Below are 26,103 nucleotides of genomic sequence, written 5' to 3'. Positions count from 1 at the left end.
CCAAAGCTTCCTGCCTCAGTTTCAGATGCAGGCATGTCAACAGCGATTGCTCGTAAGCGGCCCGTTCACAAACCTGTCCTGCTGATGCCGCCGATCCGGATTGTCCGGATGGCATCAGCAGAATGGCTGCGATAAAAAAGCTGCAACACCAGATCAAAGCACGCAACATCTTACCCCCATACCGTTCTTATGCTGCCCGGCCAGCAGGAAAAACTGCACTTACCTGCATGAGCCGGTTCCAGCGCCAGCGCAATACTATGGCGGTGACTATGGCTACAGAAACGCAGATGACCCAGGCGGGGCACTGTGGAAATTGTACATATATTGTGATCAGAACCAACCCCAGCAACGCAGGCATGGCAAAGGCCAGCAACAAGGCAGATTCATAACGTGATTTCATGACGGCGTAGTTTTTAAGAGTCATGACACTCAGGGGCAGCAGGCAAAAACATCCTATCCAGACCGATCCCATCAGCAATGGACTGGCAGGCGAAAAATACACCGTCAAGCCGACGATGACCGCCGTCACCAGCCACAACCCCAATGACTGCCGTAACAGGAAACCTGCCAGCACGCCTGTCTGGCGTTTCACGTCAGGCAAGTTGACAGCCAGGCAAAGCAAACCTTGCTCTACCCTGCGTTGATATACGGCGGTACGCACTATGGATGTATAGATAAACGGCAACATGATAAAAGATACAATTGCTGCAAAATACGCCAGCCAGACATCCTCGCCATTGAATTTGGCAGAGTGATTCAGAAAGAAAATGAAGTAAATACTCATGCCGATACTCATCACCAGCACAGATAAAAAACTGGTCAGCCAAAATACCTGTGATCCCATGGAAAATGACATCAACTGACTCACCGTTTCTGGCAAACGACTTACCCTGTGCATGCAACGACGCAACAGAAAATTATAGGGATTCATGAAATTCATCGAGTACCGGCTCATCTGCACTTCTTCGCCACTCATGACTTTTTGCATTAAGGAAAAACTCTGTTCTCTTTTAAAATGCTGGTCACCATGTATGGAAAAAACCCAATGCAAAATCGCAATAGTCATACCCAGACCTGCCAGCAACATCAGTACAGGCTGACTCCATATGCCAGTATCCGGCAGGGTCATTTTTGCATTCAGCCACATTGGTAATTGACTCATGAGAACCAGCAGAATAATCCCCCATTTGCTGCGTATGCTAGCGACATACGCCAGCAAACCAAACACGCCCAGCATCCAGGTCTGGAAAAAATGACCCTTCGAATTAAAATGCACCGTCAGGGATAACAATGCAGGCAACAACAGAACTGGAATCGCCACTGCCAACTGCATATGGCGTTTTAACTGAGGCACAAGTCGTGCATTGGCTGGCGTGTATTGCATCGCGACACTGAGTGTGAGTAACAGAAACCAGGCGACCAATAACATACCAAGCGCCATCGCCACGCCAAGGCCCAGCGCCCGTAAAACCGGCATCCCACCTTCTACCTTTCCGCCAAAAGACAGCACAAGCACCGCCGGCAGCAAGGCGATCAGTACCAATAAAAAATATATTACTTTCAAACCCCCGGTATTGATACGCGCATAGACTGGCTGCTTCCAAATGGAAATAATTGTTTTCATGATGTACCTTTTACGGCTGACTGCAGGATGTGATTTTTTCGCATGATTATTCGAAACATCTTTATCGCGTCATTTCTATGAACAGATCTTCCAGGCCCAGTTTTTCCAGACGCATATCCTGGCGCCCCTGTAGCAGCTCCAGCTGCTGCGGTTCAAACTGGGCCAGTATGCTGTCTTCACCCTGTGTGCCGGTATTGCGGCACGCGCTCAGGGTCCGTTTTGGCGTGAGTTGCGCCAGTACCTGGCTTTTTCCGGTGACGCGCACGGTACTGTCCATCATGTCATCCAGTGCCTGCTGATGCACGATACGGCCATGATTAAGAAATGCCACATTCATCGCCACCCGTTCCAGGTCAGATAGAATGTGGGTAGAAAATACAATAGTGGTTTGTTTCTCTATCACGCTGTCTATCAGTTCACGCAAAAAGTCGCGACGGCCGGCCGGGTCAAGGCTGGATACCGGTTCATCCAGTATCAGTAATTCCGGCTCATGTGCCAGGGCACGAATAATTGACAACCTTTGCTTCTGCCCTACCGACAGTTTGTTGATGACCTTGTCGAAAGGCAGTTCCCAGCTCTGCATCAGGCTATTCACTTTGTCTTCATTCCAGTGCGGATATAACTGACGGAAATAATCCAGCATCTGTCTGGCATTCAGCCATTCAAACAGATCACTGCGTTGCGGTACATAACCTATCCTGGATCTGGTTGCCTGGCTGAGTTGTCCGGCATTGTCACCAAATAGCTGCGAGCTGCCGCTATCAGCATCGCGCAAGCCCAGCAGGCACTCAATCAGGGTAGATTTACCGGCGCCATTGCGACCCAGCAAACCGACAATGCTGCCCGGCTCTATGTGCCAGTCAAGTTCTTTCAAAACAGATTGCCCGCTAAAGGATTTGTTCAAGCCGAGGATTTGTATGGGGTGAGACATTGATTGCGACCCGGTTTGTATTGTCTGCGCATGCATGCTTATTTTCCTTTAAGAATACTGGTCAGCAGTGCAATGACTGCCTTTGGTTCCAATTCCAGCTGACTGGCTTCGACAGCTATACGCTCCAGGCCGGGGCGCAATAATTCCAGTCTGGATTCAAGATCAGAATTACCATTCGACTGGGCCGCCACTTCCATACCCAGGCCACGGCGACGCACCAGCAAACCCTCCGCCTCCAGCATGCTGTAGGCCTTGGAGACGGTCATGGGATTGACGCCCAACTCGCTGGCTACCTCACGTACTGATGGCATGGCATCACCAGCAAGCACCTGCCCGCCGGCCAGCAAACGACGCAGTTGCTCTATCAGTTGCCGGTAAATAGGCTCACTGGTCCCGGTCACCACCCGAAATATCTCTGCACTTAGTTGACGCGGATTGTCTGGCACCGTCATGTCTCATGCTCCATGGTCTGGCCTTTCATTATTTTTAAACGACGTGCTTGCACCCTTCCGGGAACAAAGCTGTGATGACGCCCGTTGAATACGGTAAGCCTGAATACGCCAACCACCACGTGTATTAATATAGTAATACACTAAATTATCAATTTCAAGCTGAATTTTTCTTTATCAGAACTTACGCAAAACTGTCTCAGCAAGGTGTGACAACGAAGACAGTCTCTAGTACCGAATCTTGCTAAATGCGGGAGCCGCAACGCAGCCGGGGCTGTTTTGCATAATTCCTATTTATATGTTGTGTATGACCCAGGGTCAGGGTTTATCATCTTTTCTCACGAGCAAAAGCCGAGGCATGGCTTAAATGCAGCCATGGCAAATAGCCTGAAAAGACAAACCATGCAGGAACAGTCACATGAAATTAAAAATAGGTGAATTGGCAAAACGGGCGGGGCTGACCGTACGTGCCCTGCATCACTATGACAAGATAGGTTTGCTGTCTCCCACAATACGTGCCGACAATACTTACCGTCTGTACGATGAGGATGACGTGCTGCGCCTGTACCGTATCCAGGCCCTGCGCCGCCTGCAACTCTCGCTGGATGAAATCCGGACCATACTTGATGACCCGCATGTCAGCATGAGTGACATCATCCGGCAGCAGATCAGCCTGATGGAAAAACAGGCACACAACGCACTGACTTTGCGCGATCACTTGCTGCATCTGTCTGATCATCTCGCCAACCAGCAATTGCCTGCTGTTGACGACTGGCTGACAGCGCTTGAAATGACCGTGAATAGCGAAAAATATTTCACACCCACAGAGTTGCAAGCCTTGCGCCGCCAGCCCAAAACGGTGGGTGCTGTTGATAAATCTGCGCTTATCCTGGCCTTGCACGATTTGATGGAAAAGCAGGTTTCACCGCAAGATGCACTGGCACAATCACTGAGCCAGCGCTGGTTGCAATGCATGCAGGATGAAAGTGGCGGCGATGCCGCGATACTCATCAGGTTTTATCAGATGCAAAGCGCAGAACCAGCCTTACAGTTATTTTCTGGTCTGGATCAAACCACGCTTGACTACATGGTACGTGCTCTGGCCTGTGCCAGCCTGCCGGTTTATACCGCTTATTGCCAGTCCGATGAAATGGAGATATTGCGCCAGCATTGTCTGACAGATGCAGCTGCCTGGCCACCGCTGATCGCTGCCTTGCATCTGGAATGTACTACTGGTACCCGGGTCAGCAACCCCAAAGTACAAAAGCTGGCCATAGCCTGGCAAACCCTGTCGCTGAAAAAAGCTGGTGCCAGGGCCGGTCTGCAAAAGAAGATCCAGCAGGCATTTGCTGAACAGGCAGAATTACGTATGGGAATAGACAATCGCCTGTTTGCTTATATACAGTCGGCTTTGCGCAATCTGAATGCCAGCCAGACCGGATTGGCAGCGACGCGATAAAATACATGCTTCAGTTTTTCACCGACTATCATCATGAACGAATCCAGACAACAAACCGGCACTGTCCATGCCGCCAGAATTTTGCTGGAGCGACGTCTGCTTGGTGAACAAGGCCCGGCGTTGCCGGTATCGTGTCGCCCAACGACGCTGCAAGCTGCATTTGACATACAGTGCGCCGTTAGCGATTTGATCAGCGATTTGCATCATCAGGACATTGCCGGCTGGAAGTGTGGCATGCCGGCTGACGACAAATGGGTGTTGGCACCCATCTATGCCAATGACGTGCATGAAGCATCTGCACAAACTCACATGGTCTGGAGTGACGATCGTGACGATCGTGACGATCGCTACAATCAGCAAGTGAAGATAGAGCCGGAACTGGCATTCATCCTGGCACAGGATTTACCCGCTAGAGCCACACCTTATACCGCAGCGGAAGTCGACGCCGCCATAGATGAGACACGACTGGCACTGGAACTGATTCATACACGCTACGCCAATGCAGATCAACTGGGCTTCTGCGACCATCTGGCGGATTGCCTGTTCAATCAGGGTCTGGTGCTGGGGCCGCGTGTCGATCATCAACTGGCAGGTCAAACCCAGAGTATGCCCATCAGTATAAAGGTGGCCAGCGAAGCCGCCATGATTCTGGATGGACAGCATCCGGCTGGCCAGCCGCGTCTGCCGCTGTACTGGCTGGCAGAATTCCTGCGCAGTCAGGGCATGGGTCTGCGAGCCGGGCAAGCCATCATCACAGGTTCGTATGCGGGCAGCCCGCAAGTGCCATTGAATACTGATATCAGCGTGCAGTTTGGCAATCTGGGTTTAATGCAGCTACGTTTTGCGAAGGCGCATTTTGAAGGAAGATAAACCGGCACCGCGTGGTTTGCCTGAAGTCACCGGGCATTTCCGCCCGCGCATCACTCTGCAAACCCTGCACAGAGGTGATGGCTTGCTGGGCATGAAACCCAGTGGCGATTTTGGCCCGCGTGGTGGCAGTGTCACCGTCGTGGAAATCGACTGGCTGTATCACACCGATACCGGCCAGCGCTGGGAAACAGCGGCCCCTACCGCCTTGCTGAACCGCCGTCCGCATTCCACCCAGTTATTGCACGATGCAGAAAACAAAGCCATCAGCCTGTTACGTGATCTTGGGGCAGAAGCCGATGCACTGGACAAGGTCTGGGACATCGGCCTGCAACCACTGCCTGCGATAAGTCTGCAATGGCGCAACCAGGCAGTAGCCGACAATTTTGGCCCTCTGTGGAGCCTGGTGCAGGAAGGCTTCTTTTCTGATTTCTGGGCCGACAGGTTGCCTGAGATGCAGGCACTGGGCTGGCATGTCGTGGTGCGCCCCGGTTTCGCGCATGAAAGTGTGCCGGTCGATGCCTGGCATTTGATCATCGATGAAAACACCGGTGCCATCACCGGCAAGCAGGTGGCGTCACCCATGCGTAACCGCACCGAAGTCATCACACCACTGGGCTTGCCGGCACGCGAGGGTTCTTGGATGCTGAGCCTGGGCATAGAAATCGAAGGCGAGGTACTGGATCTGGTGCCCATGCTGGCCCATCTGCTACAACGCGATGCCCGCTGGCTGAATGCCAGGCAGATAAGGCAGATAGACGACATGGCCATCATACAATTGCGCGCCCCCGGCGGTAAGCGCATTGATGCCACGGCTGCGCCCTTGAAAGCCATCGTCATCCACATGCTGGATTTGCTGACCGACAGGCCGCAGACGGAAGGGCCAGTGCAATTATCCGCCTGGGACAATTACCGGCTGGAAGCCCTGCGTGTCAGCCTGCTCGACAGCCAGCCTGCCCGTGCCGGCCCTTACGGTGGCTGGCAGTTACAGGGCGACGTCGGCTTGCGTAATCTGGCGCAGCGGCTGAAAAAAACCGGCAGCCCGCGTGCCGTGGCAGCACCTGCTGGCCTGGGTGTGACTTTGCGCCCCTACCAGTTGCATGGCGTGGCCTGGCTGCAATATCTGCGCGAGCAACATCTGGCAGGCATACTGGCGGATGACATGGGCCTGGGCAAAACCGCCCAGGTATTGGCCCATCTGCTGATAGAAAAACAGGAAGGCCGGCTCGATATCCCCGCCCTGATAGTCTTGCCGACTTCACTGATCTTCAACTGGCAGGCCGAAGCGCAGCGCATGGCCCCGGCCTTGCGCGTGCTGACCCTGCAAGGGCCTGAACGCAGCGACCTGTTTGCCGACATCCGCCAGGCGGATGTGGTGCTGACCACCTACCCTTTGTTATGGCGTGATCTGGATGTACTGGCAGCACAGGAATTTCATTTCCTCATACTGGATGAAGCACAAACCGTCAAGAATGCCGCCAGCCGCAGCGCCGATGCCGTGCGCCGCATTCAGGCCAGACACAGGCTGTGCATGACGGGCACGCCTCTGGAAAATAACCTGGGTGAATTGTGGACCCAGTTTGATTTTTTAATGCCTGGCTTTCTGGGTGACATACGCAGTTTTTCGCGCCTGTGGCGTAAGCCCATCGAAGTCAATGGCGAGACCCTGCGGGCGCAATTGCTGGCGCAACGTGTACGCCCTTTCATCCTGCGGCGACGCAAGGATGATGTAGCAACAGAATTACCACCCCGCACCGAAGTCATCAAGCGCCTGCGTTTGCAAGGAAAACAGCGTGAACTATATGAAAGCGTGCGCGTCGCTGCCGATGAACAGATAAGGCGCGTGCTGCAACGCAAGGGTTTTGATGGCGCGCAGATCACCATCCTTGATGCCCTGCTGAAGCTGCGCCAGGTTTGCTGCGACCCGCAGTTGCTAAAAGGCCAAAAAAACGGTCAGAACCTGCCACCTGACATGGAAAGAGCCAAGCTCGACATGCTGGCCGACATGCTGCCGGCGCTGGTGGCAGAGGGCCGTCGCATTCTGGTGTTTTCGCAATTCACGGAAATGCTGGAACTGATTGCCACCATGCTGACTGAACTTGATCTTGGCTATCTGATGCTGACCGGCAAAACCGCAACAGCCAGCCGTGGTACGGTAGTCGCGCAGTTTCAGGACAGGCAGGTTCCCATCATGCTGATCAGCCTCAAAGCCGGCGGCGTGGGCCTGAATCTGACAGCTGCCGACACCGTCATTCATATGGACCCATGGTGGAACCCGGCGGTCGAAGAGCAGGCCAATGCCCGCGCCCACCGCATAGGGCAAGACCAGGCAGTATTCATCTACAAATTGCTGGTTGAAGGCAGCATAGAAGAACGCATTCTCGGTCTACAGGCACGCAAGGCTGCATTGGCAGAAGGGGTGCTTGGCAGCGATACGGCATTTTCACAAAAATTCAGTGCAGAAGATTTGCAGGCCCTGCTGGCCCCATTGAGTGCAACCCTTGGTAGCCACACATAAGGCAAACTGGTATAAATCAGTGATCGAGAGCAACCCAAAGATAAATTTTTGTCTAATTTGCAAATTTTGTCTTTTTCTCAGTTGACAAAAAAACATAGTTGCCACATCTTACTAGCTTCGAAGTTCAGACGCATGTTAATCTTGAAATTACCTCAAGGCAATATCAGGCCAGCCTCTGATTTTCCCTTATTTTTCTTGATATCGCCATATAGCCCGCCATCGCCTGCCGATGACAGCAAGTATGGATGCCAGTAAAACTGTATTTCAATCTGTATTTCAATCTGTATCGCAGTCTGTATCACGGTCCGTATCGCAACAATTGCAAAGCAAGTTGATCAGGCACCGTTGCAAGCGGTGCTGCTTAAGACAAGACGATGCTGCAAGACTAGTTTCATTTTGCAGCAGATTCATGTGGCCAGGGTCGCATGCCACGGCATAAGCCGTGACCAGACCTGCTGCCCGTGACTGATGTTGCAAAGACAGCTTACCCATGACAACTACGCGACGAAATCGCTACATTGGTATTGTGACAGTGCTGTATTTACTGCTGGCACTGGCATGGATATTCTTGTCTGACAATTTGCTGTCCGGCCTTGCTGATGTCGACAATAATATCGCCAATGAGGTCAACAATATGACCTGGCTCTCCAATGCCAAAGGCATATTCTTTGTGGTCACGACCAGTGCCCTGCTGTTTCTGGCCCTGCTTGCAGTTCCCGGCAGGGACGAACAGCATCAGGCATGGCCGGGCCATGCCTTGCTGGAAGATTATCAGCAGCAAATGCCGTCACGTACCCTGGTTTACCTGCTGGCCATCATTCTTCCTTTATCCGTACTGATACTGCGTGATGCAATAGCTCCACGTTTTGACAACCGACCCATGCTCATCATGTTTGTATTGCCTATCGTGCTCAGTGCACTGATTGGCGGCCTGGGACCGGGCTTGCTGACCACACTGATAGCAACGATGGGCCTGGTTTATTTCGTCATTCCACCGCTGCACAGTTTTGAAATCAAAGCCGGGCTGGATATATTGCAACTGAGTTTTCTGGTGGTCAGCGGCATCGCCTTCAGCCTGCTGAGTGAAGCCTTGCGCAAGTCATTGCTCAAAGTGCAGAGCAATCGCAACCTGCTTGATGCCATCGTGTACGGTACTTCGGACGCGGTGTTCGTCAAGGATGTTGATGGCCACTATGTTCTCGTGAATGAAGCCGGCGCAAAGTTTGTCGGGAAAACGCACGCAGAAATCATTGGAAAGAATGACCATCATCTGTTTCCAAAACCTTCGGCTGACAGCATCCAGGCAAAAGACCGGGCCATCATGAGCAGTGGCGACACCCAGACCTATGATGAATACATAGCCACACATGACGGGCGCGCGCTGGTCTTCATGATTACCAAAGGTCCCATGCGTGACAAGAAGGGGAAAATCATCGGCCTGTTTGGCATTGCCCGCGACGTGACCGAACGTAAGGAAGCTGAGGCAGCACTCAGGGAAAGTGAAGCCGCCATGCGCGTGGCGCAAAGGCTGGCAGTTGTCGGTAGCTGGGAATGGGATGTGCGCACCGATGTCCACACCTGGTCGGAAGAAGTCTATGAAATTTATGGTCGCGATCCCAGACTGCCTGCTGCCGTCTACCCCGAAGTACAGAAATATTTCACACCCGAAAGCTGGGCCCGCCTGGCCAATGCAGTCGAACAGGCACTGCAGACCAATACAGCCTATACCTGTGATGCCGAAGTAGTCAGGTCAGACGGTAGCCATCGCTGGATTATTGCCCGTGGTGAAGCCTTGCAGGATGCACAGGGCAAGCTGATCAGGCTGCATGGCAGCGTGCAGGATATTACCGAGCGTAAAATCGTCGCCATGCAATTACAGGCCAGCGAAGAACGCCTGCAAATGGCGATTGAAGCCACCAGCGAAGGTTTGTGGGACTGGGATGTCCCCAGTGGCAAAGTGTATCGGTCACGCCATTATTACGACATGACAGGCTATGAAGAGGATGCCGATACACGTGACTTTGATTTTTTCAAGCGACTGGTACATCCGGATGATTTGCCTAATACCTTGCAACAGATCGAGGCGCACCGACAAGGCCGCACACCGGATATCGATTTTGAATATCGCATGCTGACCAAGTCCGGTGCCATCAAATGGATGCGCGCCAAAGGCCGCGCCGTCAAACGTGATGCCGATGGCAACCCACTCAGGGTCGTTGGAACGCTGTCGGATATCGACGAAAAAAAACGCACTGCCGCTGAGTTGCTGGAAAGAGAACAAAGGCTGGAGCGTGTCATGCAAGGCTCGGATCTGGGATATTGGGACTGGGACCTGTTGACCAACACCTTTCAGGTCAGCGCGCGCTGGGAAACCATGCTGGGTTACCAGCCCGGCGAAATGAATGTAAGCCCCGAACGCTGGGTTGACCATGTGCATCCCGAAGACCTGGTGCAGTCAAAGCAATCGCTGGACCGGCACCGGCATGGCATCACCGCAGCCCATGAACTGGAACTGCGCCTGCGTACCAAAACGGGCGAATGGCGCTGGATACTGACACGCGGCGCGATTGTTTCCAGGGCTGCGGATGGCACACCGCTGATCATGTCCGGCACCCATACCGATATCACCGATAAAAAAACCATGGAACTGGCGCAGCGTGAAGCCGCAACCGTATTCAGCAACAGCTATGAAGGCATCATGGTAGTCAATCCGGAAGGCTACATTACCAAGATCAATCCGGCATTCACCCGCATAACGGGCTATGCCGAACAAGACATCTGCGACCAGTCCACCAAGCTGCTGTCGTCGGGCCGTCATAGTGACAGCTTTTATGCAGAAATGTGGAATGCCGTCCGCACCAGCGATTTCTGGCGTGGTGAAATATGGAACAAGCGCAAGAATGGAGAAATTTATCCTGAGTTGCTATCCATTTCCTCCGTACGCGACGCCAGGGGCGAGATACAGCATTACATAGGCATATTTACCGATATCAGTGAATTGAAAACCCATGAAGCAGAACTGGAACGTATCGCCAATTATGATCCGTTAACAGGTGCACCCAACCGGCGTCTGCTGGCAGACCGTCTGGATCAGGCCGTCAATCGTGCCAAGCGCACCGGCAAGACCGTGGCGGTCTGCTATCTTGACCTGGACGGTTTCAAGAGCGTCAATGATCATTACGGCCACGCTGCCGGTGATACGCTGCTGATCAGCGTCACCGAAAACCTCAAGCATGTACTGCGTGCAGACGATACCCTGGCGCGTCTGGGTGGTGATGAATTTGCCCTGCTGCTGTCAGATATTTCATCGGCAGAAGAAAGCGTCACCATACTCGATCGCATCCTTGCCAGCGTCAGCCAGCCCATACAATTGAATGAAGTGGCCGTCACCATTTCTGCCAGCATAGGCGTCAGCCTGTACCCAGATGACAATGTAGATGCCGATACCCTGTTACGGCATGCCGACCATGCCATGTATCTGGCAAAAGAAGCAGGCAAGAATCGCTATCACCTGTTCGATCCCGAAAATGACCGCAAGGCCCAACAGCGCCGGCAAATTCTGGAACGTCTGCAAATTGCCCTGGAACAGGAAGAATTCGTCCTCTACTACCAGCCCAAAGTGGATCTGATAACCGGTGACGTCATCGGTGCGGAAGCATTGATACGCTGGCAGCATCCGGAACGCGGCATTCTGTCACCTATGGAATTTTTGCCGCATATCTATGGCAGCAAGCTGGAAAAACGGGTGGGTGAATGGGTCATCAAAGCCGCCTTGCAACAGGCCTATCACTGGCAATTGCGCGGGATGCAGGTGTGCGTCAGTGCCAATATCAGCGCCCATCATCTGCTGGAAGATGGTTTCTGCGACTACCTGCAATCGGCACTAAGGCTGCATCCGTATTTCAACGCTGCCAATTTTGAACTGGAGGTGCTGGAGTCTGCCGCCATCGCCGATATGGAACAGGCAGTCGCCATCCTGAACCGCTGTCGTTCAATGGGCATACACTTTGCCCTGGATGATTTTGGCACCGGCTATTCTTCATTGACCTATCTGCGCAAACTGCCGATTGACACCCTCAAGATAGACCAGAGTTTTGTACGCGACATGCTCAATGATGTCGAAGACCTGGATATTGTCGAAGGCGTGATACGACTGGCAGGTGCATTTGACCGTCAGGTCATCGCCGAAGGTGTGGAAACCATGGAACACGGGGCCAAACTGCTGGAACTGGGCTGCCGGCTGGCACAGGGTTACGGCATTGCCAGGCCCATGCCAGCCGACCAGTTCATTGACTGGTCAGCCCGCTGGAAGGCAGAAGGCCGCTGGCGCGACTTGCGCCCCAGAGTCAGCCTCAGCCTGCAAGCCCGGCACTAAATTCCATGCGTGATTACTTTTTGCGAAAAACTAGGTCCCAGACGCCATGACCAAGGCGCAAGCCGCGATTTTCAAACTTGGTGACCGGACGGTATTCAGGGCGTGGCGCATAGCCGTCAGCCGTATTTTCCAGTGCCGGTTCGGCGCCTAATACTTCCAGCATCTGCACCGCATATTCTTCCCAGTCTGTCGCACAATGCAGATAGCCGCCCGGGGCCAGGCGCGAAGCCAGCAAGGTTACCAGCGGCCCCTGTATCAGGCGGCGTTTATTGTGGCGCGCCTTGTGCCATGGGTCAGGGAAAAACACGTGTATGCCATGTAGCGAAGCCGGGGCAATCATGTGCGTCAAGACTTCAAATGCGTCATGTTGGATGATGCGCTGATTCTGCAAACCCATTTCATCGGTCAGCTTCAATAAACTGCCAACGCCCGGTGTATGGACCTCTACCCCGATGAAGTTTTTTTCCGGCATACCTGCAGAAATCTTCGCGCTGGTTTCACCCATGCCAAAACCGATTTCAAATACCGTCGGTGCCTGGCGGTCAAATGCCGCATCCACATCCAGTTGCGCTTTTTGATAAGGGATGCAAAAACGCGGTGCCAGGGTTTCTATGGCCCTGGCCTGGGCATCGGACAAACGTCCGGCGCGGGTCACAAAACTACGGATACGGCGCTCGGTAGGGTCATAAAACAGCGGTTTCACACCGTCAGCAGATTTGGAATCAGACATACAGGAAATCAATAAGAATGGAAGATGGTTCAGGCAGGTGAGCAATAGCCGCGCCGCAAACGTGGCAGCAAATCTCACTCTTCACGCTAGACTTTCGCAGTCCGGCACTACCTGTATTATTTTGCAGCTACTTATAGCAGCCAGGAGCCATGAGGCCAGGGCCGTATTTTAACAGATGATGCCCAGCCCGGCATCCCGGCTTTGCTTGCCATAAATATAATCGAGAGCATTGGCCAAGAAAAATCCATGAGAAATCACATACAACTCAACGTGTAAGGCCTGCCTTGTAAGCATGCCGTATGGAAAGACCAGCAAGCCTTGCAGTTTGCCAGTTTGCTTTTTAGATACGGATTTCAGGCACGAATAAAAGAAAAAACTTATCTCGCTTGCAAATGAGAATGAGTCTCATTTATAATAAGTATAGGCATCACGGATCCCGGCTGCTTATTACTACATCATCAATGACATTGATCACTGACATGCCATGCAGGGAACAAGCCAGGATCAGGATTACACACAATCTGCACCAGCCAGTCGCCGCTAGCCAGTGCCTAATACTATTTATTAGGAAAACTATGCTACGCAAGACGCACATCGCACTGGCATTGGGTATGGCATGGGGCTTTGGCTCCAACGTCGCCCAGGCTCAACAGACACCGATACCAGCCAGCGACGCTACGCAACTGAAAGAAATCACCGTCAGTTCCACCCGCACAGAAAGACGTGTGGATGCGGTGCCGAATACCGTGACCGTCATCCCCGCCAGCAAAATCGAACAAGATGGTGCGCGTGATATCAAAGACCTGTTCCGCAATGAACTTGATGTCACCGTGCGTGCGGCGCCAACCCGCTTCACCGCAGCCGGTGCCGCGACTGGTCGCGCCGGTAACGAAGGCATCAACATTCGCGGACTGGAAGGCAATCAGGTCTTGATGATGGTGGACGGTGCGCGTATCCCTGCCGCCTTTTCTTTTGGCGCATTTGCTACCGGTCGTGGCGATTTCCTTGAACTGGATGGCATCAAGACAGTAGAAGTATTGCGTGGCCCGACATCGACCCAGTTTGGGAGTGACGGTCTGGCGGGTGCAGTCAGCTTCCGCACGCTGGACCCGTCTGACCTGCTGAAAGTGGGCAAATCATTCGGCGGTTTCGCCCGTTCCAGCTATGCCAGTGTTGACCATTCATGGGCCAACACCGTAGGTCTGGCAGGTGACACCGGCACCTGGCAGGGCATGTTGCTGGGTAGTTACCGCAGGGGCCACGAGATAGAAAACAAGGCTGACAATGACGCCAAAAACGTCACGCGCACCACAGCAAATCCTGTTGATTATGATAACCAGTACCTGCTGGGTAAAGCGTTCCTGAAACTGAGTCCTACCCAGCAACTGGGTGCCAGCCTGGAATTGCAAAAACGCAATCAGGATACCGAAGTGTATTCGGCGCGCGCCGTACCGCCGCTGGCGTCCACCAGCACGCTGGACCTCGATACCCGCGACAAGATAGAGCGCAACAAGCTGACACTGGAGCATCGCTACAGGAACACCAATGCTGAGTGGCTACAGAATGCTGAAACCCGCCTGTACTGGCAAGATGCCAAAGTCAGCCAGTATTCGGCCGAAGACCGCAACACGGCAGCAGACCGTACCCGTGACAATCACTACCAGACCAAAGTGCTGGGTTTGTCCAGCGTCATGGAAAGCAATCTCAGCGGCATCGTGGAACAACGCCTGAGCTATGGTTTCGACTGGAGCCGCTCAGAAATTTCCGGCGTGCGTGATGGCACCGTTGCGCCGTTTGGCGAAACCTTCCCGGCCAAGCCTTTCCCGGACACCACTTACACCATCGCTGGCGCTTTCATACAAAGTGAAATCGAAAGCGGCAAGCTCAGCATCATCCCTGGGCTGCGTTTCGATCATTACAAACTTACTCCTTCTGCAGCAGGCTATACCGGCGGCGCCGTCAGCACCCTGTCTGACCAGGCAGTCACACCACGCCTGGGTCTGGTATGGCAACTGGATAGCGCTTTTGCTCCCTATGCCCAGCTGGCAAGGGGCTTCCGCGCACCGACTCCAGATCAGGTGAATAACGGCTTTACCAACCTGGCATCGGGCTATACCAGTGTCGGCAATGCCAGTCTGAAGGCAGAACGTGCCCGCAGCTTTGAACTGGGTTTCCGTGGCAAGGCTGGCGGTCTGCGTTATTCGATGGCCGCATTCGACAACAACTATCAGGACTTCATCAGCCAGCAGGTGGTGCGGGGTACGGGCACTGCGGTTGACCCGCTGGTTTTCCAGTACATCAATCTGTCCAAGGCAAAAATACGTGGTGCTGAAGCCCGTGCCGAATGGCAGATCGATAGTCAGTGGCAAGCCAATGCCGGCGTCGCCTACACCAAAGGCGACAGCGAAGTCGCAGGCGTGACAACACCGCTCGATACCATCAACCCCCTGAAATTTGTGGCAGGTGTGCGCTATGACACCAGTAGCTGGGGTGCACGTGCACAATTCCAGCATCACCAGGCCAAACAGGCTGACCGCATTGCAGCAGCCGCCACACCACAGTTTGCCCCTGCCTCATACCGCTTGCTGGATATCGGCCTGTACTGGAAGCCTCTGGTCAATCTGACCGTCAACGCCAACCTGAACAACGTGTTCGACAGCAAATACTGGCGCTGGTCTGATGTCCGTGGCCTGGCAGACAACAGCAGCATCAAAGACGCTTACACCGCGCCTGGCCGGAATGCCCAGGTATCCGTTCGTTACGATTTTTAAGGGAGTTAGCCATGTCTGATCAATACCAAGCCATACGCGAACAGTTCACGGCCTTGCGCCATGAAAAGAAAGCACGCCACCGTGACATCGCCGAAACACTCAACATCAGCGAAGGGGAGCTGATCGCTGCCCACGTCGGCGTGTCACCAACAGAACGCGCTTGCATACTGCATGCCACCGGCCTGCGTGCCGAATGGTCCAGCATCATCGAATCCCTGGAAGCACTGGGGGAAGTCATGGCGCTGACACGCAATATCTCTTGCGTGCATGAAAAAACCGGCGTGTACCAAAAAGCCAGCCACAGCAACCATATGGGCTTGGTTCTGGGCGGTGATATCGATCTGCGGATTTTTTATCAGCACTGGGCACACGGCTATGCCGTACGTGAAATCACCGGTGATGCTGCACAGGCAACTGAACCAGGCGAAGCTGGCCAAACTGGCCAACCGACTCAACAACTGAGCCTGCAATTTTTTGATGCCAGCGGCCTGGCCATCCACAAAGTGTTCATCAAACCGCAAAGCGATGTCAATGCGTATGAAGCACTGGTGGCACGCTTTGCCAGCACGGAACAGATCACCGGCATACAAACCAGCGCAGCACCAGAAAAATTGCTGGAACTGGCCGATGCAACAATAGACGTGGCTGGTTTTCGCCAGGCCTGGTCGTCCCTGCGTGATACCCATGATTTTTTTGGTCTGCTCAGAAAATTTGCGGTAACACGTACCCAGGCCCTGCGCCTGGCCGAACCCCAGTTCGTACAGAAAGTGGAAGTCAGCAGTTGCCAGGACTTGCTGCAGGCCGCCGCTACCGAAGGCGTGCCCATCATGGTGTTTACCGGCAATGCTGGCATGATACAGATTCATTCAGGCCCGGTTCACAAGATCGCCGTTATGGGCCCGTGGGTGAACGTACTTGACCCTCGCTTTAACCTGCATCTGCGTGAAGACCATATCGCCAGCGCCTGGGTGGTGAAGAAACCGACGACCGATGGCCTGGTCACATCACTGGAATTATTTGATGCTGATGGCGAAACCATTGCCATGTTCTTTGGCGAGCGCAAACCCGGCAAACCGGAACTGTGTGAATGGCGTGCGCTGATCGATCAACTCTTGCAGGAAACCGAATCATGCGCCGCCTGATACCGCAGGATGCAGCGTGGGCAGAAAACCTGCCTACCGCCCTCACCTCCAATATCACCGCGACTACTACATCTGGAGCCCGCCGCCAGTCAATCAGGCAACTGGGTGGACTGGCAGCAGGCCTGTTGGCCGCGGGGTCACTCGCACCCTTCGCCGCACTGGCCCGTGCTGCTGCACCAACATCGGCACCAGCATCAGCAGCACGTCGCATAGTCTGCGTCGGCGGTGCGCTGACGGAAATCATTTATGGCTTGAATGCAGCCAGCGAACTGGTGGCGGTTGATACCACATCCAATTATCCGGACAGCGTATTGAAACTGCCGAATGTCGGCTATGCCCGCGCGCTTTCTGCCGAAGGTGTGCTGGCGCTTGCACCTACCCAGGTCATCGCCAGCGAAGATGCCGGGCCACCAGCCGTGCTGCGGCAGTTGACGGCAGCCGGAGTGCCGGTCGCCATCGTGGCCGCCAATCATCAGTTTGAGGGTGTGCTGGAACGCATCAAACGTATCGGTGAACTGACCGGACACGAAACCCAGGCCACGGCAATGATGCGCAAGCTGCAGCAAGACTGGGCACGGGCACGCACGCCTATAGAACAGCGTGAAACCCAGGGCAAGGCCAAGCCGGTAAAAGTTGTCTTCATTCTGGCCCATGCACCCAACCAGGTCATGGTGGCTGGCAAGGAAACAGCGGCCCATGCCATGCTGGAATATGCAGGTGTGAGCAATGCCATCGCCACATCCACCGGTTTCAAAGGATATAAACCTTTGACGCCAGAAGCCATGATCGCCGCCCAGCCTGACATCATACTGGTGACAGAACAGGGTGTAAAAGCTGCCGGCGGCAGTGACGCCATCTTGAAGTTTCCGGGTGTCGAGCAAACGCCTGCTGGCCGCAACCGTCGCGTCATTGCCATGGAAGCGATGCTGTTGCTCGGTTTTGGACCACGTCTGCCAGATGCACTCAGCATGCTTGACAGCGCCATCAGCAAAGCAGTACGAGCGTGAGTAATATGAGTAGCATAAATACCCTGACAGTCCAGGCACGCCGGATCACAGGTACTTACCTGCCAGGCATCGCTACCGTCCTCGCAGTGCTGCTGGCACTGGCCTTGCTGCTGACTGTGCAATACGGTGCAGTGCGTGTCAGCCTGCAAGACTGGTTGAACCTGTTCCAGCTTGCCGGCGACCAACCCATGACAGGGGGCACCTATGTGCTGTGGCATATCCGTTTGCCGCGCGCCCTGTTTGCGATACTGGTCGGTGCTGCACTGGGTCTGTCAGGGGCCATCACCCAGGGTCTGTTCCGCAATCCGCTGGCGGACCCGAATCTGCTCGGCGTCACGGCTGGTGCCGCTTCTGCCGCAGCTCTGACCATCGTAGTTTTTTCTGGCCTGCATTTGCCCATTCCACAATCCTGGCGCATCTGGCTATTGCCGGTTGCCGCCTTCGGCGGTGCATTGCTGGTATGTTTTGTGCTGGACCGGGTGGCGCGCTGGATTTCACCTGGCTCCATCGTGGGGCTGCTGCTTACCGGCATTGCGTTGAATGCCATGGCGTCTGCCGTCATTGGTTTGTGTACCTATCTGGCCAATGACGAACAACTGCGCAACCTGTCATTCTGGACCCTGGGGTCATTGTCAGGTGGTAGTTGGCTGGCAGTCGGTCTGTTGCTGTTGTTGCTGCTGCCTGCCTGGTGGCGCGTGCGCAGCATGATCTCTTCCATGAATGCACTGGCACTGGGTGAAGCTGCTGCTGCCCACGTGGGTGTCAATGTGCGCCATTTGCGCACCCATGTCATCGTCCTGGTGGCAATACTGACCGGTTTTTCAGTGGCCTGGTGCGGCATGATCGCATTCATCAGTCTGATCGCACCGCATCTGGTGCGTACCCTTGGCGGCCCCGATCAAAGACAGGTGATACCGCGCTCCATGCTGATGGGTGGCCTGCTGTTGCTGTTGTCAGATACGGTAGCACGCACCATCGCCATACCGGCTGAAATCCCGGTCGGCATATTTACGGCACTGCTGGGCAGCCCCTTTTTCCTGATCCTGTTGCGCAATGCGCGTGGCCGTCTGGCCTGAATCTGACCTGATCCTGAACTGATCCTGACCTGCACATTGAAAAATACCATGCTGACGACAACTATCCATCAGGAAGAACACAAACAACTGCTGCAACTTGACGCCGTTTCCACACGTCTGGGCAAACAGGCGTTCGGCCCTTTCACTATCCATATCCAGAGCGCAGAAAAAATCGCCATACTCGGCCCCAGTGGCGCTGGCAAATCCACGCTGCTGAAACTGATGTCGCGCGAACTGTCGGCAGCAGAAGGACATATCCGCTTTCAATCACGCCCACTGGCTAGCTGGAGTCTGCAAGAACTCAGCCGTCTGCGTGCCGTCCTGCCGCAAGGCAGTGATGTTGCTTTCGCGCTGGAAACCGACCTGGTCATCAGCCTGGGCCGCGTCAGCCGCACCCATGACCGTGAGCTACCGCAGATAGTGCGTGAAGCGGCATCCATGGCACATGCCGGCCATTTGCTGAAACGCCGCTTTGACAGCCTGTCCGGCGGTGAACAGGCCAGGATACAGCTGGCCCGGATTTTTGCCCAACTGTGGGACCAGAAAAATGGCTTGATACTGGTCGATGAACCACTGGCAGCACTTGACCCCGGCCTGCAATTTGATCTGCTTGACAGTCTGGAAGACTATGCAACACAACGCCAGCATGCCGTAATCGCCATCCTGCATGACATCAATCATGCACTGCAAGCCTTCGACCGCCTGCTACTGATCAAGAATGGTCAACTGACAGGTGATCTGCCCAGCAACGCTGATGCAGTACCGGCACTGGAAGCTTTATACGATATCGCCCTTAGTTGCCTGCGCAATGCGGAAGGTGACTTGCTGGTAACGCCCCTGCGTACATCAACCCGCGCCCGGAAAAGCACGACCGACACCCATGCAGGACACCTGAACATATCTGCTGGAAAAACAGGGAACAGCCATGCATAAAATGTCATTAGCGACCAGCCTGATCCTATTGACGATAGCGGGCTTGCTGACATCCTGCGCCAGCACAGACCCGGCAGCATTTCAAGCTGCCCATCAGAAAAAAATCCTTCTGCTGGGTGAAGTACATGACAACCCGGATGGTCATCGCCAGCGCTTTGAAGACTTGCAAAAACTGGTGCGTGCAGGCTGGCGTCCCGCCATCGCCATGGAACAGTTTGACCGCGAAAATCAGGCCCAACTCAGCCTGGCCCAGGCTGAATGTAAAGATGCCGATTGCATCATCGGCAAGGTTGGTGGCAAACGCTGGGAATGGCCTTACTACCGCCCCGTCATTCAGTTGGCGCTTGACTATCAGCTCCCCTTGCTGGCCGCAAACCTGTCACGCACAGATGCCGCCCGCATCATGCGCGAAAGCTACGCCGCTGTACTTGATGCCGTCACCATACAGACTTACCAGCTGGACCGCGATTTACCTTTGGCGCTGGTAGAAGGTCAACGTGCCGCCATGGAAACCGGCCACTGCGGAAAAATGCCGGCTGAGATGGTGCCAGGCATGGTCAGGGCGCAGGTGGCACGTGATGTATGGATGGCGAAAGTGCTGGCAGAGCATACCAGCACCGGCGTCGTGCTACTGGCTGGCAACGGGCATGTGCGCCGCGACCTTGGCGTGCCGCACTGGCTGGCCATCAGGCAGTTACCGGACACACAGGTGCACGGTTATGTAGAGGCAGTCAGTGACGGCAGCAAGCAATCAACACCCGACAATAGCTATGACGTAACGCACATCGTCCCGCCGCATGCGCGTCCCGATCCTTGCAAGACGATTACCGAACCACAAAAGACCTCTTCTTAAACGCATAGAACGGTCCAACGGAGAACACATGAAACACCTTAATCAATCCAATTCTTGCCAGCACCTGGGTCTGGCTTCCAGCAAAGTAGGTGAAGTCATGATCTGCCCCGAATGCGGCGTGGTTCATCTTTCCCTGAACCATGTATCGCTGCGCCTGGACGTCGAAGCATTTCGCGTTCTCGCCTATATGCTGGCCGAAGCGCAACTGAATATAGAAGGCTTTGATGGCCGTCTGCAAAAACAGCAGGAACCGGCAAATATCGCGGCCTTTGCAAACCCACCCGGAAAAAAAATGCATTGACATTTTTTGACATGATCCGGCATTTCCCAAATAGGACTTATCAGGAGAATACCTATGTGTGATCAGGAAAAATCTTCAGCAGAGCACCAGCACCAGTTGATGGTGGCAACCAACTCAGACACTGCCCAGTCCCAGGGTTCCAGACGCAGGCGCCTGTGGGATCTGCCGCATGAATGCCATTGCCCGGTCATAGGCGTATGCCTGCCACTGGCAACACTGAGGCGCATCGTCAACAAGAGCCTTAACGGCAAGACTGTTGCAGATGACTATGAAATCCATGTTGGCGCCATATCCGATTGCGGTCGCCGCAATCGCCTGTCTGAAGCACTACAGCAGGAACTGGAGCAACGCTATGCGCGCACCATACAACTGTTTCGTACTGCCAAGACCACGGCAGCCGTCACTCGCCTGTGGCTGGATGCAATAGACCAGGGCGATGTGGCTGGCGCCTTCTGGGCAGCGCTGACGCATCCGCGCTGTGACAGCAACTTGCAGGATGGCCTGTGCCGCGACATGCATATGTTGCAGCACCAGGCTGGTGCCAGTGTGCGTATTGATGTCAGCCGCTTCAATGCCCTGCTGGAACAAAATAAATTGCTGACCCGTGAACTGGGACGTGTACAGGAAAGACATACCCGTGCCGTTGCCGAAAAAACCGGTGAAATAGAAAAACAGAATGCCCAATTGATACAGTTACGCGCCGAAAACATAGGCAAGGACAGCAGCATCCTGTTCCTCAGCAATGATTTGAACACGCTGAAGGCAGGCGTTCCCGAGCTGGATACACGCCAGCGCCTGCAAAAGAAAATCGAGCAGATGGCGGACCGTCAGACAGAACTGGAAAACCAGGTACGTGACCTGAAACAAAAACTGAGCAGCGTCAGTAAAATTGCAGAAGTCGCTGACAACCAGGCCGGCACTGACGATGTGGTCAGCAAGACACCGGAAAACAATACCTTCCCCATCACGCTGCATCTGCAACAAAAAACCGTGCTGTGTGTGGGTGGACGGAGTGGCAATGTGCCCACTTACCGTGATCTGGTAGAACGCATAGGCGGACGTTTTGCCCACCATGACGGTGGCCTGGAAGACAATCAAAGCTTGCTCGACGCCAGCCTGGCAGCTGCGGATCTGGTCATCTGCCAGACCGGTTGCATCAGCCATACTGCCTACTGGCGCGTCAAGGATTTTTGCAAGCGTACCGGCAAGCGCTGTGTCTTCGTGGAAAACCCCAGCGTTTCTTCGCTGGCACGCGGACTGGAGCAGTTTTCCAGCGAAGGCAAGCTTGAAACTACCATCCCTGCTGTAACAGGCAAAAACCTGGAAACCGTTAAATAAATTAGGCCGAAAAAGCACGCAGCCCAATAAACACCCTAGCCCAAAACCACAGCATAGGACAGATCAATGATCTGTCTGTATTCATACTAAAACAAGCCAAAAGAGACTGTCACTGATTGACATCGGTGACAGTCTCTTTTCATTTGGTCTTTTAATTTGGTCTTTTCTTCATGGCGGCTCCCATAGAAAAACCCCTCCTGTATCAGGAGGGGTTCAGGTATTTGCCAGAACTCTGGTCAGTCATTTACTTTAATGAGCAGTTTCCATCAGAACTTCACATTCGCTGTCAGGCTGACGGCGCGTGGTGTACCTGGAGTGTAACGATAGCCACTCTTGTTGATGGCTGCCACATAGGTTTTGTCTGCGATATTACTGACGTTCAATTGCAGGTCCAGGTTTTTGCTGACTGCATAGCTGGCCATGGCATCGAATACCCAGTAGGCTTCCGTCGAGGCTGGTGTGCCGACTGCGCCATCTGTGCCACGCAACAGTGCATCCACAAAACGTGCGCCGCCACCCAGTTTCAGGCCCATGGGCAACTGGTAAGAAGTCCAGGCTGTGAAGCTTTGTTTTGGTGTGTACGATAAGTTGTTGATACCGCTGGCCGTCACCAGTGGGCCGCTTTCAACACTGGTATCCATTCTGGCGTAGCCTGCGCTGACCAGCCAGTTACGGTTGATGGCACCTGTCACGCCCAGCTCAATACCCTGCACACGCTTTTTACCAGTCTGGTAGTACAGCAAGTCAGCCAGGTTTTGTACGACTTCATTCGATACTTCGGTACGATAGATCGCGGCTGTGAATGACAGTTTTTGTTCCAGGAAATCCCACTTGGTGCCGATTTCGGCATTTTTGGTTTCTTGTGGGTCAAACTTCGGATTGGCAGCGCTGCTTGCCGATGCGCTCAATGCAAAGTTGGAACCACCCGGTGGTTGCTTGGATGTCGAAAAAGAAGCATAGATGCTGCTATCCTTGGTCGGCTTGTAAAGAGCACCCAGCTTGATATTAACCAGATTACCAGCCATGTTCAGGTTGGTCGGCACCAGCGTACCTACTGGCAGAGTCGGATTGCTGGTCGCAGTGGACAGGCTGGCTGCCGAATAGTCTGTGCTGTAATGATCAACACGTACACCGGCATTGGCCTGCCATTCCGGGCTGAACTTGATGGTGTCAAATACATAGGCGCTGACGGTGCTGGTTGCACCACGTGTGAAGACGCTGTTACGCACCGGATTCAAACCCGTCACCTTGTCGTTAGGATTAGGATTGTAAAAATTGGCTGCTGGCAAAGTACCCAGGCCATCATTACCCCAGGTATTCTGTTTTTCATTGGTCAGTTCCACACCACCCAGCAGGCTATGCTTGAGACCGCCCAGTTCTACATCGGCCACCAGATTGGTCTGGTTGGTCAGGATTTCATTTTGCTGGTCTTTCAGGGTGCGTGTACCACGCGCCAGTGTCCAGGTGGACAGGTCGGTCGTAGATGGAGTCAGCAGATTCGCGGTCGAACCCATGAAGGAAGTCAACAGATAATGCTGCGTGGTTTTACCATAGCGGGCTGTATTGATCAGTTTTACCTTGTCGTTGAAATCGTGTTCGGCACGCAAGGTCAGCATGTCTGCGGTGACCTTGTCGAAGTCATTGACCGAGCCATAAAAATTCTTTGGATCGACTTTCGGTGCCGTCGACAGGAAAGGACGTTTCGGGTCCGGGCTGCTGTAGCCAGGCAAACCGATGGTAGGCACGCCACCATCCGGCACATTGTCTTGCTGCACATGCAGGTAGTTCAGGTAAAAACGGGTTGGTGAGTTCAAGCCAAATGCAAACGATGGCGCGACACCCCAGCGTTTATTATTGACTACGTTACGGCCCAGGACACCGCTATCCTGATCCACCAGATTCAGGCGGAAAGCAGAACCCTTGTCAGCGCTGATAACCCTGTTCAGGTCAGCAGAAACACGCTTCTGGCTGCCACTACCTACCGTGGCAGAACCAAAGATTGCATCTTCCATGTTGGCTTGCTTGCTGACCAGGTTGACCGAACCTGTAGGCGCACCGCGACCGCCGTCAGTACCGGCCGGGCCTTTCAGTACGTCGATCTGTTCGATATTGAACAGATCGCGGGAAATGGAACCCAGATCACGCACACCATCTACGTAAATACTGCTGGATGCATCAAAGCCGCGCATGTAAATGGCGTCACCCGTGCTGGTGCTGCCGTTTTCACCCAGAAAGAATGCACCCACACCCGGCGTATTGCGCAAGGCATCTGTCAGCGTCAATGCACCTTGCTGATCAATCAGCTCACGCTTGATGACGGTGATGGTCTGTGTCGTATCTACCAGCGGTTGCGTATATTTGGGGGAAGAAGCCTTGTCTGCCTTGAAATCATTCTCTGTCTTTGCCGTCACTTTGACATCAGGCAAAGCAGGATCAGCCGCCTGGGCAGCGATAGGCAGCAGGAAAGCAGCGGCTGCTGCTGTCACCGTATGATTAAAACGCGCGTGATGATGCTTGCGGCTCTTGATATAGGCCATGACATTTCCTCAGGAAAAATTAAAAATAACTACCGCTGGCTTTTCTTTGAGGGAATGGCTGAGGTGAGATGTTAAAAAAACGATGCTGAATTGTAACAAGTCAGAAACAATATGTAAACGAGAATCGTTCTTATTATCATTTATTGCGCGTAAATATGAGCAGATGAGGTCGCATCTGTGCCTCCCTCACGCTTTCAGATGAGTTCTATGCTTTGCAAATTCAGGTAACTGCTTTCACGTATGGTTGTCACAAAGTCGCTGAGGTAGGCCTTGTCAGACAAATCCGGCAGACAGGCTGCATACAGCCTGCCGGTCAGCCCCTCGGCGGTAATGCGCTTGGGCAGTACGTAATCACGGTTCACATAATTCTGTGCGGCCCATACTGGTAAAGTGGCAATGCCGCGCTTGCTGGCCACCAGTTGCAGCATGGCGACGGTCAACTCGGTCGTGCGGCGGGCGGTATCGATACCGGCTGGCTTCAGTACCTGGCGCACCACATCCAGCATGTCATCTGGAACCGGGTAGGTGATCAGTGTATCGGTCGCAAAATCCTGCGCCACCAGATAATCGCGTTTGGCCAGCGCATGATCTTTGGCAACCAGCGCCACAATCTCGAAACGAAACAGCGGGTGGTAAGCCACGCTTTCATCATTATCCATTTCGGACACGATGGCCACATCTGCCTTGTGGCTATACAACAAGCCCACAGGGTCAGCCTGAAAACCGGAAACGATATCCAGTTCCACCTCTGGCCAGCGCTGGCGGAATAAATCCATGGCCGGCATCAGCCAGTCAAAACAGGTATGGCATTCGACCGCTATGCGCAATTGCCCGGCCACACCCTGCGCCAGCCGCGCCAGGTCGCGTTCGCAATTGGCCACCTGCGGCAAAACACTGTCCGCCAACTGTAGCAAACGCTCACCTGCCGGAGTAAAGCGTATTGGCGTTGTCTTGCGTTCAAACAGCGGCATGCCATGATGCTCTTCCAGCAGTTTGATCTGATGCGACAGCGCCGACTGGGTGACATTCAACAAAACAGCCGCCCGCAACAAATTGCCGGACTCACGCAGCGCAAGCAGGGTTTTCAGGTGACGCAGTTCTATTATGGATTGCATTATGAATGAAATTCAAGTTAATTCTTAAAATATGTCGTTTGAATCATAGTCAATTCTAACCCATCATAGATTAACTA

The 26,103-nt window shown here is 53.9% G+C and carries 18 protein-coding genes; 12 read left to right on the top strand and 6 right to left on the bottom strand.

All coding sequences use genetic code 11. From position 1 onward, the window contains the following. Positions 1-187 precede the first annotated feature (187 nt). From ACO0LK_RS01605 to ACO0LK_RS01595, 3 genes are all read right to left on the bottom strand, one after another. The gene (locus tag ACO0LK_RS01605) at positions 188-1,624 is read right to left on the bottom strand and encodes a hypothetical protein (protein WP_422971515.1); all 1,437 of its coding nucleotides are present in this window, start codon (positions 1,622-1,624) and stop codon (positions 188-190) included. Positions 1,625-1,685: 61 nt separating this feature from the next. Further along, entirely contained in the window at positions 1,686-2,591 is a 906-nt protein-coding gene (locus ACO0LK_RS01600) for an ABC transporter ATP-binding protein (protein ID WP_422971513.1), read from the bottom strand. A 2-nt stretch (positions 2,592-2,593) separates the two neighbouring features. Then, on the bottom strand, positions 2,594-3,007 hold the full coding sequence (locus ACO0LK_RS01595; protein WP_422971511.1) for a GntR family transcriptional regulator: 414 nt from the start codon (positions 3,005-3,007) through the stop codon (positions 2,594-2,596). A 415-nt stretch (positions 3,008-3,422) separates the two neighbouring features. Between ACO0LK_RS01595 and ACO0LK_RS01590 the strand changes: the two genes are divergently transcribed. The 4 genes from ACO0LK_RS01590 to ACO0LK_RS01575 all read left to right on the top strand — a co-directional run bounded on the left by ACO0LK_RS01590 (position 3,423) and on the right by ACO0LK_RS01575 (position 12,223). After that, the gene (locus ACO0LK_RS01590) at positions 3,423-4,463 is read left to right on the top strand and encodes a MerR family transcriptional regulator (protein ID WP_422971509.1); all 1,041 of its coding nucleotides are present in this window, start codon (positions 3,423-3,425) and stop codon (positions 4,461-4,463) included. A gap of 33 nt (positions 4,464-4,496) precedes the next feature. Then, positions 4,497-5,333 carry a hydratase gene (locus ACO0LK_RS01585; protein WP_422971507.1) on the top strand — a complete coding sequence of 279 codons (837 nt, stop codon included), beginning with the start codon at positions 4,497-4,499 and terminating at the stop codon, positions 5,331-5,333. Beyond that, the gene (locus tag ACO0LK_RS01580) at positions 5,320-7,848 is read left to right on the top strand and encodes a DEAD/DEAH box helicase (protein WP_422971505.1); all 2,529 of its coding nucleotides are present in this window, start codon (positions 5,320-5,322) and stop codon (positions 7,846-7,848) included. The genes ACO0LK_RS01585 and ACO0LK_RS01580 overlap by 14 nt, the downstream gene beginning before the upstream one ends. Positions 7,849-8,338: 490 nt before the next feature. Further along, complete coding sequence (locus ACO0LK_RS01575) at positions 8,339-12,223, top strand: PAS domain S-box protein (protein ID WP_422971503.1); 3,885 nt, start codon at positions 8,339-8,341, stop codon at positions 12,221-12,223. 13 nt (positions 12,224-12,236) lie between these two features. Here the strand turns inward: ACO0LK_RS01575 and trmB are convergent, their stop codons facing one another. After that, complete coding sequence (trmB, locus tag ACO0LK_RS01570) at positions 12,237-12,953, bottom strand: tRNA (guanosine(46)-N7)-methyltransferase TrmB (protein ID WP_422971501.1); 717 nt, start codon at positions 12,951-12,953, stop codon at positions 12,237-12,239. 575 nt (positions 12,954-13,528) lie between these two features. On the opposite strand from trmB, the gene ACO0LK_RS01565 reads away from it, so the two are divergent. From ACO0LK_RS01565 to ACO0LK_RS01530, 8 genes are read left to right on the top strand one after another with little or no spacing between them, the layout of a single operon-like run. Further along, complete coding sequence (locus tag ACO0LK_RS01565) at positions 13,529-15,724, top strand: TonB-dependent hemoglobin/transferrin/lactoferrin family receptor (RefSeq protein ID WP_422971499.1); 2,196 nt, start codon at positions 13,529-13,531, stop codon at positions 15,722-15,724. 11 nt (positions 15,725-15,735) lie between these two features. Beyond that, positions 15,736-16,866, top strand: a complete 1,131-nt coding sequence (locus tag ACO0LK_RS01560; RefSeq protein ID WP_422971497.1) for a hemin-degrading factor — start codon at positions 15,736-15,738, stop codon at positions 16,864-16,866. After that, positions 16,854-17,873, top strand: a complete 1,020-nt coding sequence (locus ACO0LK_RS01555; RefSeq protein ID WP_422971495.1) for a heme/hemin ABC transporter substrate-binding protein — start codon at positions 16,854-16,856, stop codon at positions 17,871-17,873. The genes ACO0LK_RS01560 and ACO0LK_RS01555 overlap by 13 nt, the downstream gene beginning before the upstream one ends. Before the next feature lie 5 nt (positions 17,874-17,878). Further along, positions 17,879-18,949: a FecCD family ABC transporter permease gene (locus ACO0LK_RS01550; protein ID WP_422971493.1), complete on the top strand. Its 1,071-nt coding sequence runs from the start codon at positions 17,879-17,881 to the stop codon at positions 18,947-18,949. Positions 18,950-18,997: 48 nt separating this feature from the next. Next, the gene (locus ACO0LK_RS01545; RefSeq protein ID WP_422971491.1) at positions 18,998-19,882 is read left to right on the top strand and encodes an ATP-binding cassette domain-containing protein; all 885 of its coding nucleotides are present in this window, start codon (positions 18,998-19,000) and stop codon (positions 19,880-19,882) included. Then, positions 19,875-20,735, top strand: coding sequence for a ChaN family lipoprotein (locus tag ACO0LK_RS01540; protein WP_422971489.1), 861 nt, complete (start codon positions 19,875-19,877; stop codon positions 20,733-20,735). The genes ACO0LK_RS01545 and ACO0LK_RS01540 overlap by 8 nt, the downstream gene beginning before the upstream one ends. Positions 20,736-20,763: 28 nt before the next feature. Next, the gene (locus ACO0LK_RS01535; protein ID WP_422971487.1) at positions 20,764-21,036 is read left to right on the top strand and encodes a hypothetical protein; all 273 of its coding nucleotides are present in this window, start codon (positions 20,764-20,766) and stop codon (positions 21,034-21,036) included. 54 nt (positions 21,037-21,090) lie between these two features. Beyond that, positions 21,091-22,374: a DUF2325 domain-containing protein gene (locus ACO0LK_RS01530; protein WP_422971485.1), complete on the top strand. Its 1,284-nt coding sequence runs from the start codon at positions 21,091-21,093 to the stop codon at positions 22,372-22,374. Positions 22,375-22,640: 266 nt separating this feature from the next. Here ACO0LK_RS01530 and ACO0LK_RS01525 read toward each other — a convergent pair whose 3' ends face one another. Continuing rightward, positions 22,641-24,911, bottom strand: a complete 2,271-nt coding sequence (locus ACO0LK_RS01525; RefSeq protein WP_422971483.1) for a catecholate siderophore receptor Fiu — start codon at positions 24,909-24,911, stop codon at positions 22,641-22,643. Positions 24,912-25,105: 194 nt separating this feature from the next. After that, entirely contained in the window at positions 25,106-26,026 is a 921-nt protein-coding gene (locus tag ACO0LK_RS01520; protein WP_422971481.1) for a LysR substrate-binding domain-containing protein, read from the bottom strand. Between the last annotated feature and the right edge of the window lie 77 nt (positions 26,027-26,103).

The sequence above is a fragment of the Undibacterium sp. Ji49W genome (assembly GCF_049340205.1).
Lineage (GTDB): Bacteria > Pseudomonadota > Gammaproteobacteria > Burkholderiales > Burkholderiaceae_D > Undibacterium.
The sequence above is the reverse complement of the archived record's forward strand: the minus strand, read 5'-3'. Positions and strand labels throughout refer to the sequence as shown.